The sequence below is a fragment of the Halomicronema sp. CCY15110 genome (genome assembly GCF_016888165.1).
Lineage (GTDB): Bacteria > Cyanobacteriota > Cyanobacteriia > Phormidesmidales > Phormidesmidaceae > Halomicronema.
On record NZ_JACSWC010000270.1, the window covers coordinates 1 to 15165 of the forward strand.

At 56.2% G+C, this 15165-nt stretch carries 13 protein-coding genes; 5 read left to right on the top strand and 8 right to left on the bottom strand.

Annotated features, from left to right (window positions below; genetic code table 11):
• Positions 1–109 precede the first annotated feature (109 nt).
• The 7 genes from JUK32_RS11025 to purC all read right to left on the bottom strand — a co-directional run bounded on the left by JUK32_RS11025 (position 110) and on the right by purC (position 7908).
• A complete protein-coding gene (locus tag JUK32_RS11025) occupies positions 110–844 on the bottom strand; it encodes a hypothetical protein (RefSeq protein ID WP_204138909.1) in 735 nt (244 codons plus the stop codon).
• 207 nt (positions 845–1051) lie between these two features.
• A complete protein-coding gene (lpxB, locus tag JUK32_RS11030) occupies positions 1052–2293 on the bottom strand; it encodes a lipid-A-disaccharide synthase (protein WP_239112553.1) in 1242 nt (413 codons plus the stop codon).
• 5 nt (positions 2294–2298) lie between these two features.
• Positions 2299–3135 (bottom strand): acyl-ACP--UDP-N-acetylglucosamine O-acyltransferase, encoded by an 837-nt coding sequence (lpxA, locus tag JUK32_RS11035; protein ID WP_204138910.1) that lies wholly within the window; start codon positions 3133–3135, stop codon positions 2299–2301.
• A 60-nt stretch (positions 3136–3195) separates the two neighbouring features.
• Positions 3196–3708 (bottom strand): 3-hydroxyacyl-ACP dehydratase FabZ, encoded by a 513-nt coding sequence (gene fabZ, locus JUK32_RS11040; protein ID WP_204138911.1) that lies wholly within the window; start codon positions 3706–3708, stop codon positions 3196–3198.
• A gap of 85 nt (positions 3709–3793) precedes the next feature.
• Complete coding sequence (lpxC, locus tag JUK32_RS11045) at positions 3794–4681, bottom strand: UDP-3-O-acyl-N-acetylglucosamine deacetylase (protein ID WP_204138912.1); 888 nt, start codon at positions 4679–4681, stop codon at positions 3794–3796.
• Between the two features lie 3 nt (positions 4682–4684).
• The gene (locus JUK32_RS11050; RefSeq protein ID WP_204138913.1) at positions 4685–7018 is read right to left on the bottom strand and encodes a BamA/TamA family outer membrane protein; all 2334 of its coding nucleotides are present in this window, start codon (positions 7016–7018) and stop codon (positions 4685–4687) included.
• A 125-nt stretch (positions 7019–7143) separates the two neighbouring features.
• Positions 7144–7908, bottom strand: a complete 765-nt coding sequence (gene purC, locus JUK32_RS11055; protein WP_239112555.1) for a phosphoribosylaminoimidazolesuccinocarboxamide synthase — start codon at positions 7906–7908, stop codon at positions 7144–7146.
• A gap of 174 nt (positions 7909–8082) precedes the next feature.
• Here purC and JUK32_RS11060 point away from each other — a divergent pair, with 174 nt between their 5' ends.
• Positions 8083–10128 (top strand): diacylglycerol kinase family protein, encoded by a 2046-nt coding sequence (locus JUK32_RS11060; RefSeq protein WP_204138914.1) that lies wholly within the window; start codon positions 8083–8085, stop codon positions 10126–10128.
• 167 nt (positions 10129–10295) lie between these two features.
• On the opposite strand, the gene JUK32_RS11065 is transcribed toward JUK32_RS11060, so the two are convergent.
• Complete coding sequence (locus JUK32_RS11065) at positions 10296–11333, bottom strand: DNA/RNA non-specific endonuclease (RefSeq protein WP_204138915.1); 1038 nt, start codon at positions 11331–11333, stop codon at positions 10296–10298.
• A gap of 273 nt (positions 11334–11606) precedes the next feature.
• Between JUK32_RS11065 and sodN the strand changes: the two genes are divergently transcribed.
• The 4 genes from sodN (at position 11607) to JUK32_RS11085 (ending at position 14923) form a co-directional block, all read left to right on the top strand.
• The gene (sodN, locus tag JUK32_RS11070) at positions 11607–12065 is read left to right on the top strand and encodes a superoxide dismutase, Ni (protein WP_204138916.1); all 459 of its coding nucleotides are present in this window, start codon (positions 11607–11609) and stop codon (positions 12063–12065) included.
• A gap of 87 nt (positions 12066–12152) precedes the next feature.
• Complete coding sequence (gene sodX, locus JUK32_RS11075) at positions 12153–12500, top strand: nickel-type superoxide dismutase maturation protease (RefSeq protein WP_239112556.1); 348 nt, start codon at positions 12153–12155, stop codon at positions 12498–12500.
• A 204-nt stretch (positions 12501–12704) separates the two neighbouring features.
• Complete coding sequence (truB, locus tag JUK32_RS11080; RefSeq protein WP_309224529.1) at positions 12705–13625, top strand: tRNA pseudouridine(55) synthase TruB; 921 nt, start codon at positions 12705–12707, stop codon at positions 13623–13625.
• Positions 13626–13753: 128 nt separating this feature from the next.
• Positions 13754–14923 carry an S-layer homology domain-containing protein gene (locus tag JUK32_RS11085; protein ID WP_204138918.1) on the top strand — a complete coding sequence of 390 codons (1170 nt, stop codon included), beginning with the start codon at positions 13754–13756 and terminating at the stop codon, positions 14921–14923.
• Positions 14924–15165 lie beyond the last annotated feature (242 nt).

Genomic DNA, 15165 nt, shown 5'->3' on the forward strand with positions numbered 1-15165 from the left:
ACGGGTTTCGACTCCGCTCAACCCTCAACCTCTTACCTGGACAGTGATATCGCTGATTGAGCGGAGTCGAAATCAGCCACTTGGTTACCGTTTAACTAGGCCCAGCTACTTACTCATCGCCGCGCCGCCGCACCGTCGCGGTCGTGAGGAAGTCTTGCGGCTGCGATTCACTTATCCGATCCGGTGTCGATATGGGGGCTGGGGCGATCATGGTGGAGTTGATGACCCGCCGCCTAGAGGAGCCAGGCGTCAAAATCGTTGCCGTGTGTAGCGTGCCCTGCCATTTGGGCTCGTTAACAGAAAACGGAGCGGACGAATTGTTAATACAGATGATCTGATAGGCGGAACGGTCAAAACACGGAAGGCGCATAGAGTAGGGTCGCAGCAATTCGTAGCCAGGTTGAAACATCGGATTGTGTTGGGCCATGAAGGCCTTCGGCGTTAAGTCGATGTCGAAGGCGCATTTGGCATAATCGAAGATTTCGAGCTGCGCATCCACCTCGCTGGGTTCATAGCCCAACATGAGAAAACATTCGTCGGGGCCGCCATCCAAATGTGGCCGGGTCGTTTCCTGCTGATCAAATCGTCCTGCAGACAGGTAAATCAGGGTGCGTTCGGTCTTGCCCGCGTGGATTGTCGCCATCGCTGTTTTGAGATCGACCATCAACTGACGAAACGCCCCGGAGTCCATAGCCTCGGCAATGTTGACGAGGCAAAAGCCGGGCGCGTCAAACCCCGTCCGGCAGGTGCGATCGTAGATATCAAGAGCGATCTCGAGTACGTCTCGCTTCGACGGAGCGAGGCAGATTGCCTCAAGCGGCCAGGTGAGGGCATCAGCGCTCATGGTGATTCAGACAGATAACGACGACGATCAGTAGCGAAAGTCGAACTTTAATCTTACAAATCTTTTATTTTCACGTGAGTTCTTAGGGACTTGCGCGAGAAAAAGATCCCCATGAACCGAGTTTCGACTCCGCTCAACTCTCGATACTGGTAGGTCGAGCGAAGTCGAAACCGGATTGAACGGGTACTTTATTTAGTTGCAGATCCCTTAGCTGAGCAACGGTGGTGTGGACTGTGGTGTGGACTGTTGGCGCGCGATCGCAAAATCAATCAGGTGGGCCGCCACGCGATCGCACACCCCCGGCTCTCCCATGTGGGCGCGCATCTCCGCATAGCCCGCCTGGACTTCGGCCCGTGCAGCTTGGTCCTGCAAAAGTTTGAGACTGGCTTGGGCGATCGCGGCGGGGGTGGCCTCCCACTGAATGAACTCTGGCACTACCGATTTGTTGACAAACAGATTTACCGGGGAAATGAAGGGAATATCCACTTTGAGCAGATAGTAACCGAGGCGGGCCGTCACCGGATTTAAGCGATAAACCACAATTTGCGGCACGTTCATTAACGCGACTTCGAGGTTGACTGTGCCCGATTTGTTGATCACGAGATCGGCGGCAGCGATCGCGGCAGCGCTCCCCCCGTCAATGAGGGTCGCATTGAGCTGGGCTTGGGCCACGGCGGCGGCGATCGCTGGCCGCAACTGCGCCATGGAAATTGGCACCAAAAATTGGGCTTGGGGCCACGCGGCTTGCACCTTGACTGCCGCTTCTAACACCACGGGCAAGACGCGCGCGACTTCCTGCTGACGCGAGGCGGGCAACAGCGTGATGACGGTGTCGGTATCGTCGAGCCCTAGCTGCTGACGCGCCTCAGTCCGGCTCGGTGGCTCCGGAAATTGATCTATTAGCGGATGGCCGAAATACTGCACGTCAGCCCCAAAGCCGCGATAGTAAGCGGCTTCTCCGGGAAACACCGCAATCATTTGATCCGTAATCCGGGTCAGCCATTGGGTGTCTTTTTCACTAAAGGCCCAAACCCACTGCTGTGGGGCAATGTAGTAGGCCCTCGGCACCTGGGGAAACTGGCGATAGAGAAATTTGCCCAAAGCCAAGTTCGGCCCCATATAGTCTAAAAAAATTGTCAAATCAATCGGAGTTTGCCGAAAAAATGCCTGCGCTTGCCGCCGCATCTGCCACGATGGAATGAGGAAGGGCAGCGCTTCAAAGATCCCCACTGCGCCGATGGGGGTCGTGTTGCCGATGAGATGCGTGCCCGCCGCTGCCATCCGCTCGCCGCCCAGTCCCGACAGGGTCAGCGCGATGTTCTTCGCTTGGGCTTGCCGGTGCAGCGCTTGGGCCAGATAGCCCCCTTGCAAATCGCCTGACACTTCGCCAGTGCTGATAAAAATATGGAGGTCGTGGGAGCGATCAGTAAGCATCGGATGCGTCGTCATTCTTCTCACTGGGTCGCTTTGGCGCGACTACTCCCAACCATCGGCCCCCGCCGACCCGCTTCATTGGAAGAGGTCAACAAGAATTGGCGCAGGTGTTGCACAAAGTCATTATGCTGGGCCGATGCTTCGATCTGCGATAGGGCCGTTTGCAATGGCAGGTCAGAACGATAAAGCAGCCGATGCGCCTCTTTGAGTTCCCGGTAATACCGTCCCCCTTCTAAGGCGGTGATGCCCGCGCGTTTGAGCCCGATCGCATTCAGGCCGCGCACCCGGCAGGGGTTACCTTCCACCACCATGTAGGGGGGCACATCCCGATCAATGCGGCTCATGCCACCCAGCATGGCATACCGCCCAATGTGGACGAATTGATGAATACCTAACACACCCCCAATCACTGCATTGGACTCAATTTCGACATGTCCAGCGAGGGAGACTGCGTTCGCGATGATGACCTGATCCGCCAGTACGCAGTTGTGCGCAACGTGAACGTAGGCCATGAGTAAATTGTCGTTGCCAACAACAGTGGCTTCTCCAGCATGGGTCGCGCGATTAATGGTGACATACTCGCGAATTCGATTGTTGTCGCCAATTTTGACCAAGCTGACAGAGCCGTCATATTTCAAATCTTGGGGCTCGATGCCGATGACGGCCCCTGGAAAGATTTGGTTATTAGCGCCAATTTCGGTATGGCCGTCAATGACCACATGGGCACCGATTTCCGTGCCGGGGCCAATGGTAACTTTCTCTCCAATCACAGCGTAGGGGCCAACCTTGACCGTTGGATGCAGGGTTGCCCCGGCGTGAATCACCGCTGTTGGATGGATGAGCGTAGTCAAGGACATGCCTCCGGAACCCCGAGTATCAGTAAGATGCACAGTCATTATGCAAAATTTAGGGCGAGATTAATCAACAACGGAAAACATGAGTTCGCCCTCGCACACGAGTTGTCCGTCAACTTCGGCTCGCGCTTGCATTTTGCCAAATCGCTGCCGCTTGATGGCCAACAGTGTGACAGTCATGACGAGTTGATCGCCGGGCACGACGGGCCGCCGAAACCGGACTTTATCAATCCCGGCAAACATACACAGGCCATCGACGCCGGGCATTTGGGTTAGCACAATCCCCCCGACTTGGGCCATGGCTTCCACAATCAAAACCCCGGGCATGATGGGCCGTCCCGGAAAATGACCTTGAAACTGCGGTTCATTAAAGGTGACGTTTTTAATCCCCGTCGCTTTTTCGCCCGGCACGTAGTCGATGATGCGATCGACCAGGGCAAAGGGATAGCGATGGGGTAAGAGCTGTTGAATTTCTTCCACAGCGTAGGTCGTTTTGACGGGGGCATCTTCTACCGATGCAGTCGCTGCCACCGGGGAAGTGCTGGAGTTGGAGTTAGTGCTGACCACGGTTGTCATTGATTCCTTCACAACTGGCTGCATCAGCCAAGGATGTCTACTTTCACAAATTCTTAGCTATTCTCCCACTTGAGGTGCATCCTAGCTAGATGCTGTGGGCCGCTGCGATCGCTTGAGCCAGCTGCACATGTAGATGGTGGCTAGCTTTATACGCCATGATGTGTGCTCGCGGTAAAGTCCCGAGCAGGCTCAAGTCACCAAGCAAGTCTAATAACTTGTGGCGTACGGGTTCGTTGTCAAACCGCAGCGGCGGATTGACCCAGCCATCGCGATCGCACACGAGGGCATTCTCCAAGCTGCCGCCCTTGATCAAGCCCTGCGATCGCAAATACTCAATCTGGTGAGCGAGTCCAAAGGTCCGAGCCGGGGCGATTTCGGTGGCAAAAGTCCCCGCGTCCGGGGCCCAACTATGCCACTGGTTGCCAATGGGCGCGACCTCAAAGTCAATGCCGTAGGTGAGCCGGGTGGCCGCTGCTGGCATGGCTACAACGAAGGCGTCTTGATCGCGCACCCAAAGGGGTTCAGTGACCACAATTTCCGGCCGCTCGGCCTCTTGTGGTTGCTGACCAGCGGCAGCGATCGCTGTTGCCCAGGGCTGAGCGGAGCCGTCGAGCAACGGCATTTCTGGGCCGGTGACCTCGATGTTGGCATTATCAATGCCTAAGCTTACCAAGGCTGCCAACAAATGTTCGACGGTGCGCACAGTGGCCGCACCGCTGCCCAACTCGGTCGATAACAGGGTTTGCCCGACGGCCCCAACCCGAGCCGGAATCGCCGGTTGCTCAGGTAAATCGCTGCGTCGAAAAATCCGGCCTGTATGGGGCGGGGCAGGGGTGATGCGAACTTGGACTTCAACACCTGAATGGAGGCCAACCCCGGACTGAGTCACGGGTTGAGCCAGAGTCTGCTGCCAGCGCAAAATCGTTGCCGACTCGGCACTCGCATGGTCGGTCTGTAACGAGGACTGGGTCATGGGCTAAAACCGCTCGCCGATACCAAAGTGTAGTCGTCCGTCACCTTCGTCACTAAAGCCATAATCCACCCGGATCGGGCCGAGAGGCGTCTGGACTCTGACACCAGCGCCATAGCCAAATCCACTGCCTGGCTTACCCCGGTCAGGCCCCGGTGAGCCGATGACATCATTCCCCGTGCCCAGGTCGGTACCCGCATCTAAAAAGAGGGCACCCCCGATGAAAGAGAACACCGGGAAGCGATATTCCAAGGAGGCTTGAAGATAACTCTGTCCAGTGCCGAGTTCACCTTCGTCATAGCCGCGCACTGAGTTGGTGCCGCCAATGGAGAAGGCTTCGTAGGGGGGGAAGTCACCAATGATGCTGCCCCCCTGAACGTTAATGGCGAGCGCTTGCGGCCCTTCATTGAAATTGAGGAAAGACACGGGGAAGTAATAGCTGTAGCTCGCCCGCACCCGGTTAAAGAAAATGCTGCCACTGCCGAGGGGAATGGACTGCTCGGTTCCCAGTCTTAAAACTGAGCCGCTCGTGGGGGTCAGACTGTTATTGCGCTGGTCTTGGACGACGCTAAATTGCACTGTCCAGAGATCGTCTGCCCCCGTATCACTTAAGGTCAATTGGTTATCGTCAGCGGTGCCCGGAATCTGGTCAGGGCCAACGTCGCGCGTCACGATTTCCCCGTCGCCGTCGGTGGTGCGCACCCGCTGGTAGAGGGTGCCCAGGGAAGCACTCCAGCCATTGTCGAGGGGCCGTCGGAAGGTGACACCGGAACCAAAGCGATTGACCCGCACGCGATCGCCATTGGCCAGGTCAATTTCATTGTCCCCCCCGTCAAACACCAGGGAGATCGACCGTCGGCCAAACCCATTCAGGGTATAAGAAGTGCGATAGGGGTCGCCGGCAATCCAAGGGTCGGTAAAGCTGACATCAAACAAAATATCGCGGAAGCTAAGTTGCGCTTCTGCTGAAAACTTTTGATTATTGCCGCCAAAGTTGTCTTGACGATAACTGAGGGTGCCGAACAGGTCGCCCGTAAAGTTGAAGCCGATGCCCGCCGCGACCGAGCCTGTGTTGCGTTCAATGACGTTCACCGTCACATCCACCTCACGCGGATCCTTCTGCCCAGGATTCAGCTCAATCGTCACATCGTCAAAGATGCCCAAGCCAAACACCCGCTGCAAATCCGACTGAATTTGACTCTGTTGGAACACGTCGCCGGGTTCCGTTTCAAATTCTCGCAGCACGATGTAGTCGTGGGTTTTGCCATTGATGGGGTTGCCCTCTTCGTCTTCGGCTAGCCCCTCTTCGGTGAGGAACTGCACATTAATATCCTCAATGACACCCTCGGCGACTTGTAGCGTTACCACGCCATCTTCGCTCACCTCGGGAGCGGCAATGACCTGGGCCAACACGTAGCCGTTGTCTTGATACCAGTTATTCAGTTCCAGAATGCCGTCTTGAAATTCCAGCAAGTTGATGATTTCGCCGTACTGCGGAGAAAAGATCTCTTCCACCACCTCATTGGGAATGACGTCGCCGCCTTCTACCTCAACTTGGGTCAGGACGGGATTGGGATTCACCACATACGTCACCCGCACCCCCAACGGCGTATCGGTGGGCACCGCCCGGACGTTGGAGAAGAAGCCCGTGGCGAAAATATTATTGATGTCTTCTTGGATTTGCGATCGCGTGGTGGTTTGTCCTGGCCGCGTATCAATCGCGTTGTAGACGGTGTCTTCTAGATCCTCATCAATGGCCACGCCATCAGGATCGGTAACCGCCACCTCCGCCACCAACACCTGAGTTTCCCCAGAAGCTTCTTCCTCGAGTTCGGTGGAACTGTCTTCTTCCGTTTCCGTTGGCTCTGGCAGGGCTTCGGTTTCGGTTGGTGCCGGCGCGGCGTCATCCGTCTCAGTGGCTTGGCCGATTTCGAGCGCGGCAGAACGCGCCGTCGCCGCTGTCTCGGCGAGCTCAGCATCGGTGGCGGGAGTCGCTTCCCCCAACTGATGCACCTCTACTAAGGTCGCTCCGGGGCGCAACTCGCTCAGGGTCAAGCGTGAATCTTTGGCTGCCGCTGTCTCAGCTGTGTCGATCGCCCCGGCGGCGAGGGATTCCTCCGTGGCCGACTGCTCTAGGGTGGCGATGTCCGCGTCAAGCCGCATCGTATCGATCGCAAAAGGGTTACTAGTGTCGGCGGCGGTCGTTAACTCGGCGATGCTGATGCTAGGTGAATGGGGCGTCTTGGCACTCGTTGACAAGGATTCCCCCCGCGCCTGAGAAGCAATTCCCAAGGTGGCGGAAAGGGTTAAGAGGGCAACGAGGCTATGAGTTTGGCGCATGCTGGCAACAGCTCTAGTAAGTAGAAGAACATCAAAGGGCATCAGACAGTCCGAAATGGTTGGGGTTTCGGCAATTCTTCTTGGCTTTTGTCTTAAACGGAAAGATTTTACCGCATTGGGTGAACTTACTTTAAGTTCACCTGAGCCAGAATCCGGTTTAGGACCTCCTGGTACGCCTCGGCGACGTTACCCAGGTCTTGACGAAAGCGATCTTTGTCGAGCACTCGTTCGGCTTGGTCGCTTGTGGCTTGATCCCAGAGTCGGCAGGTGTCGGGACTGATTTCGTCAGCCAGTAGAATTTGCCCCGCCGAATCCAGACCAAATTCCAATTTGAAATCGACCAGAGTGATCTGGCAGCGCTGGAAGAAGGTCTGCAACAGCGTATTGATTTTTCCGGCTAGACGAGTCAATTCGTCAATTTGTGCCTCATCGGCAAGATTCATGGCGCGGATGCGATCGCGGGTCAGTAGCGGGTCGCCCAGGTCATCATTCTTGTAGTAAAACTCCACGAGCGGCGGCGTCAGGACGGTTCCCAGCGGCAGACCCGTTTGTTTGCACAGGCTGCCGGCGGCCAGATTGCGCACCACGACTTCGAGGGGAATGATGTTGACTGCGCGCACCACCATTTCGCGATCGCTGGGCGTTTCCAGCCAGTGGGTCTTGACCCCCTGCGCTGCCAACAGTTGCAACAAGTGGGTCGCGACTTTGCAGTTGACGACGCCTTTGTCCGCAATTTGTCCCCGCTTTTGGGCATTAAACGCGGTGGCATCATCTTTGAAATAGCTGATGACGATATTCGGGTCGGCCGTCGCGTACAGAATCTTGGCCTTGCCTTCGTATAACTTTGCCTGACGCTCCACCATGCGATCGCCCCCAAAAAACAGCTTCATTATCTTACTGGCAGACGGAAAACCCGAGTAGGTGGCGGGCGATCGCCCGCCGTTAGGGACTGGGACATAATCGGTTGATATCAAATGATATCGGGTGATTATCCCAGCCAAGATTTGAGGGTATAGTTCTGAAGCGGTTAATCCTTTGGTCAGGCGATATCGGGAGCGTACAAGATGAGTCAGCAAGCCGGGATAGTTGAAAGCACGTCAACACCAGACAAATCGCTGGCCACAGTGTTGCTGCTAGCGCCGGAGTCACAACTCGCAGCCTTGACCGACCTGGTCAGCCAACACGCTGACATTTTGGCGCGTTACCACCTCGTGTCGTTCCCGGACCTAGCGGCTACGCTACATCAGCAGAGCAAGCTCCCGATCGACACCTGGCAACCGGCTGAACTAGAGACGGCGATCGCGACGAACACCATGCTGGCAGTGGTGTATCTGCTCGCCCCCGAACCGGCGGCGTCCCCCCTCCCAGACGTGACGACGATATCGCGCCTGTGCAGCGTCCACGACATTCCCTGTGCCTTTAATGTGGCGACCGCGAACCCGATCATCAACTCGTTTATGCAGACGCGGGTGGCGCATCTAATCTTCAACCCGGTGGCGGGGCAACGCGATTCCACCCAGGACTTGCTGCAAATTCGCCAAGCGCTGTCGCCCTGGATGCACCTGCATATCCATTTCACCAGCCGCGAAGTGGATGCTGACCAACTGGCTCAGCAGGCGATCGCCGCCCAACCCGACCTCATCATTGCGTCTGGCGGAGATGGCACCGTCTCCCTCGTCGCCAGCCAAATGCTCCGCACCGGGATTCCCCTCGGGGTGATTCCTCGCGGTACGGCCAACGCCCTGTCCGTGGCAATGGGCATTCCCACGACGGTGGCCGGAGCCTGTAAGTTAATTGTGGCAGGCACCACACGCCGCCTTGACGCCGCCTATTGTAATGAACAGTTAATGACCTTGTTAGCCGGCGTTGGGCTAGAAGCGGGCATGGTGGGCCGTGCCACTCGTGAACTCAAAAATCAGTGGGGCGTGCTGGCCTATTTAATTGCCGGTTGGGAACAGCTGGGCCAGCAACAACTCTTCAATGCTGAATTAGAAATTGACGGTCAGACTCACACCTTTCCGGCGTTTGCCGTCACCGTGGCCAATGCGGCTCCGCCGACCTCAGTATTGGCCCAAGGCGTGGGTGAAGTCGTCTTTGACGATGGGCTGCTGGATATCACCATCATCACGAAGCAAAACGTTCAGCAACCCAAAATCAACAGCAAGTTGCGAGCGGCCCGTGACCTGATCAATCTCTATGGCTCCGCGTTGGTCAAAACCAAAGCTGAACTGCCCAATCTGTATCATTTCCGAGCCGAAAAGTTGACCCTGAAAACCGCCTCCCCCGAGCAAATTGTGGTGGATGGCGAGATGGTCGGCGATACCCCCCTGGAGGTCTCTTGTTTACCCGCCGCCTTGACCGTGGTAGCCCCCGCCAAACGCCGCCCCAATGCCGTCGAAAAGGTGGCCGGATTCTGGGTGAACAAGGTCTTTCCCAGCGTCTCAACGTTGATTGCCGCGATCGGCGTCACGGGCCTGATTGGTCTGCCCTTTATCTTTTGGCTGGCGCAGAAAATCACCACCGAACTCCTGCCAGCGCAAACCGAAGCGTATGAAACGCAGCTGGTGACGACGGTCCAGCAATGGTCAACGCCCTGGTTGGATCAACTCATGCTCTGGGTCTCCCGATTGGGCGGGGGCAGTATCGTGATTCCGGTCTTTTGCATTGTTCTGGCACTGCTATTGACCAAGCGGCGATATTGGCAAGCCTTCATGGTGCTGTTGGCCTTTGTGGGGGGATGGGTGATTAATGTGCAGCTCTTTTATTTTGTGGAAGCCGCCCGCCAGGGGACGCAACTGCCTGTGCTGAATGATCAAGTCTCCACCATTGCCAGTCGCAATTTTCTCCAGGGCACGGTGCTGTATAGCGTGGTCGCTTACTTATTCGCCCTCACGTTTCCCAAATGGAACCGATGGTTTTACGGCGGCGCGGCCTGTCTGGTGGGGGCGATCGCGTTTAGCCGACTTTATCTGGGGATGCAGTGGCCCTTCGATATTTTGGCCGGACTGGTCAGCGGCTTGCTCTGGGCGATGATTTGCATCGTGTTGTTGCGCCTGCAAGCTATTCGCAGCGCTGCTAAGCGACAAAGCCAGCAGATGCTCGGACAGTAAGAAGGGCGCGGCGGAAACATAGCATCCCGGTAACGTTGGTGGGTGGGTGAGTGACGGATTCGATGTTGGCAGGTGCATTCTGAGCGCGTCCCCAACCGCTGAGGTGGTGGGTCATTGCTGGCATCCGACAAATCTGGCCCAAGGCTCATCCGGGCGGCCCGTCATCGCTATGGTTGCGGCATCGCTGACGCAGTGTTGAGTTGGGTGGCCTCTAAAATTGCTTGGATTTCCAGCGGTACCGTTGACAGAAAATCGTAGCCGGTGGCGAGTTCTACGCGATCGACGGTCGTTTGATAAACGCGCCAGTCCGCGATCGCGGTATCACGGTTCGGCATATCGACGGCAATAATGGGCGTTGTGGCATCGATATCGGCGATCGTTTCCCCCGGTGCGATCGCCACAATAATTTTCCACAGACGCGATGGCACCGTCACCCGACCCGCCGCCAGCCTGTCCTGCTCGCCATAGCCGCCCGCCATGACATACAGCGTCCAATCATACTGATAGACCAAATCGCGGCTGTACTCTTCAAGCTCGCGCCACACCCCCCGATTATTTTGTGGTGCTTGGGGCAAAATATTGGTCATTAAAAACGTCGCGCTGTTGTCTGAGACGCTGCGGGTGCGATCGCCCGACGGCACGATATGGCCCCGGTCGTAGCCCGTGTTGCGATAATCATTGGGCGTCACCTGATACACCCCAGCGGGCAAGCCCCCATCCTGCCGAAAGTTGTCTTGCCGTTCGGTATTGCCCAGCCAGTCCGCATTTAATTGCCAGCTGACCCAGTTGGCGGTGCCGCGATCGCTGTTATACGAGAGGGCATATTGCGATCGTTCCAGCAAAAAATTGCGGCGATCATCCCCTTGAGCATTCGTCGGATTTCCTAACCCCAGATGCACACTGGAAGCAGTGCCTGCCGTATAGGGAATCGCCGATTCCACCGGCAACGTTTCACAGGCCAGGCCATTGCCATCGCTGTCCAGCCTAAAAGGATCATCAGGCAGTGCCGCCAACACCCTCTGAGCCAGGGCGCGATCGCGAAAGTCGCCGCAATTGCAGTCATCCGCCACACAAGGGGGCAACTCTGACATATCCACCAAAGGCAAGGAGGCCCCATCGCCCAGCGTGGGCAACAAGCCGCAACTCCCCAATACCCCCACCAGCAGTCCTAAGCACGCCCCCCGGCAAATATCTTGGCGGTTCATCCTTCCCCCTTCCTTTTGGCAGCCTGCTCGGTCACTCCGTCGCCTCGACCAGTGTTTTGCACCCTCAAGTACGACCTACGGTAGATGTTGTCCTTAACACATTGCAACCTTGCCCCAAAGTATTGGAGAATAAAACTTAGATGAAAATGCAAGTGATGTTGATTGCTTTGGATCACTGCGACAGCCGCCCTGATCCCTATAAGTCATACAGACACATTGACATCTCGAACATTCTTGCCACATCTTTTGAACACAATCACGACGCAAGGCACTATGCTGAAGCAAATTATTTCCAAATTCCAAAATCACTTTCCCGCTGCGACGGTCAGCGCTCACTGCGACGGCCCCTGTGGCGTTTACGATCCTTCCTCCGCCAGAATTGCGGCAGAAGCAGTGGTCTCAATGACCAAAAAGCTGCTGGATCTTGAGGCCAAGCCCGGCGACCCCGCTTACGAAAACACCTTTGCTCGCTACGTGGCGATCAAAGAAGAGCAAGCTCAGATCACGAAAGATGAACTGTTGATTCTCTGGACTGACTATTTTAAGCCCCAGCATCTAGAGCAGTTCCCCGACTTGCATGACACCTTCTGGAAAGCCACCAAGCTTTGCTCTGCTTGTAAGGTCGAAGTCAACGCCCAGCACACTCAAGAGCTGATGGCGGCAGTTGAGAAAGTCCACAAAATGTTCTGGGCTACCAAGAACCGTGATGTTTCCTGGTACACCGCTAGCTAGTTGCGGCGGCTAGCATTTATTGCAGCCAAAGGCGGTCACGGATGCGTGGCCGCCTTTAGTATGTTCATCTTGCGGCTCATGTGTTCCATGTCTCTGCCCCACGCCACTGCGATCGATATTTGCCTCTGGTTATTGCGGCACTATCGGCGATTTCGCATCCAGGGCAATTCCATGCTCCCCACCTTGCTACCCGACCAAGAGGTGTTGATTAATCCCCGAGCTTACCGCCAGAGCCCCCCCTCACCCGGAGAAATCGTGGTTGTCCGGCATCCCCAGCAACCCGAACTTCTCATCGTCAAGCGTATCCTGTTCTTAGAGTCAGATGGTCGCTGCTACTTGCAGGGGGATAACGCGATCGCGAGCACCGATAGTCGGCAATTTGGCCTCCTTCCCCTCAGCCAAATTGCTGGTAAAGTTCATTGCCGGTTTCCGTAAGATGCTCTTGGGCAGGATGAAGGCCATCAGTCATCACCTGAAGCACAGCTAAAACCAGGGGCTGAAACCAGAGGCTAAAGTTATGCAAGGCCCGATTGAGTACCCTAACTATTAGGGGATCCCAGTTGTGAGGGGGCGCTTTTGATGCCCGTCGCTGACAACCGAGATCTTCCATCTGAGTTGACGCTGGAGGAGTTATTTGCCGTGGTAACTGGATTTCTGAATTTGTACAAACCGCTGCATTGGACTTCCCACGACTGTGTGGCCAAAGTCCGGCGACTCCTTCACCAAAAGAAAGTCGGTCATGGGGGAACGCTGGATCCCGCTGCGTCTGGGGTATTGCCTATCGCTCTGGGACGGGCCACCCGCTTACTACAGTTTTTGCCCGCTGATAAGGCCTATCGGGCCGTGATTCGCCTGGGTATGGTCACCGCAACCGATGATTTGGCTGGCGAAACTCTACAGACAGCGGGGGCCGCCCACCTGAGTGAAGCCGCCGCGATCGCCCCTCTGGCTGACTTTGTCGGCACGATTGAGCAGCTCCCCCCCCGCTACAGCGCTATACAGGTACAGGGCCAGCGGTTGTATGATCTGGCCCGCCAAGGCCAGGAGTTTGACGTGCCCCAGCGGACGGTCACGGTCTACCATATCGAACCTATCGCTTGGCAACCGGGGGAATTCCCCGAGTTGACGGTTGATATCACCTGCGGGGCGGGCACTTATATCCGCTCCATCGCCCGCGACCTGGGCGAAAAGTTAGGCGTTGGGGGGACTCTGGCGGCCCTCGAACGAACGAAAAGTAGTGGCTTCACCCTAGACGGTAGCTGGACACTCGCCGCCTTGGAGTCGCAACTGCAAGCGGCAACATACCAACCGCTGCCGCCCGAAATCGCCCTTCAGCATCATCCTCGGATTGAGCTGTCGGCTGACCAGGCACGCCGTTGGCAACAGGGACAAAAAATCCCCCATAAGTTTCGCGAGGCTGACCTGAGTTGTCCTTACTATCAGGTCTACAACCCCGACCAAATGTTCTTAGGCATGACGGCCTGGGCGTTTATCCCCGATACTGATGAAACCCGATTGTTACCCAAAGTCGTTTTTACTCCACCGGCTCCGGAGGCATAATTTCCCACTGGATTCCCCTGATCCGGCAAGAAAATCGACTTTTCAGAACCGATAGGGGTGAAGGAATGCGCTATTGGCAGTAGGATGACCCTATAAAATCCGATTGTCAAAGCCCTAGTAACAGCGTCATGGTTAATCTGCCCCCCCCTGAGTCGAACGATCAACAGCCTACGGGCCAGCCGCGAGACAATGACGAAGCGATCGCTATTGCGATCGCCCTGTTGTCGGTAGGGGCCATTCTCTGGTGGGGGTGGACCCGGGGCGAAAGCATTTTTGCGCCCGATGGGAGCTTGCCTCAGCTATCGGCTAGTCCCAGCCTGGTCGAAGATGAAACGCTCATTACAGTGCCTGGCGACGACAGAGCGGCAGGTGCGGCTGAAGACCCAGCGACTGAGGAAACGAATAATCGTCGCAGCTTTCTCGGTGGCCTCTTCTTTTTTGGCAATGGTCAGGAAGCTGCCTCAGACAATGCCAGTACCCTTGGGTCACCCGAAAGCAATGAGACTGTCGATGACGACGCAGAAGTTAACCCCAAGCGCAGCGATCGCTCCAGTGATGTCACCGCCAGCGAGACTGAAACAGGTGCAGCAGTGGCAGGCACCGATAATGTTGATCAAGCCGCAACCAATGGGAGGGCTGAATCAGCGGATGATACAACGGCGACAACCCCAGATACGGCCCAGTCAGGCGCGGTTGACACGGAGCCAGCGCCGTTACCGGAGTTGAGCATTTCGGACGTGTCTGAAGACTATTGGGCCTATCCCTACATCGTCAACTTGTTCGAAGCTGATTTATTGCCCAACTTTCCCAGTGGCACGCTGCAACCGGATAAGCAACTCACCAGAGCTGAGTTAGCCGCTTTGCTGAACAAGTCGATTGTGGCCGATGCTCCACCGAAGCGATCGTTGACCTTTTCCGATGTGCCCCCCGACCACTGGGCCGCCAATGACATCAAACAAGTGGTCGAGGCCGGTTACATGACCGGCTTTCCGGGGGGTATGTTTCAGCCCAACGAAATTGTGCCGCGTTATCAGGTGTACATCACCATGGCTACGGGGTTAGAGCTATCGCCGCCCGCCGATGTCGATGGGACGATTGCTCAATATCAGGGGACAGAAGCCTTACCCGCCTGGGCTAAGTCACAAGTAGCCGCCGCCGCCAGTCAAGGCATGGTAGTCAACCATCCAGATCCTCAGCGACTCGCTCCTCAGGCCCCCGCAACTCGCGCCGATCTCATCGCCACCATTCATCAGGCACTCGTAGCCCAAGGCCGTATTGCTCCGATTGATGCTCCATAGTGCTGATTGACTGAAAAAAGTTGCCCATCAAATGCTTGAAACGGTTTACAGATAGCGCATTGGTCGCTGTAGGAAGGTGAATAGGAGCCAGCATTCTAAGATTTAGATACCACTCACAACTGCGGTATCGCCGAGATTGAACTTAGGAACTTGCGCGTAAAACAAATCCCCATGAACCGAGTTTCGACTCCGCTCAACTCTCGATACTGGTAGGTTGAGCGAAGTCGAAACCGGATTGAACG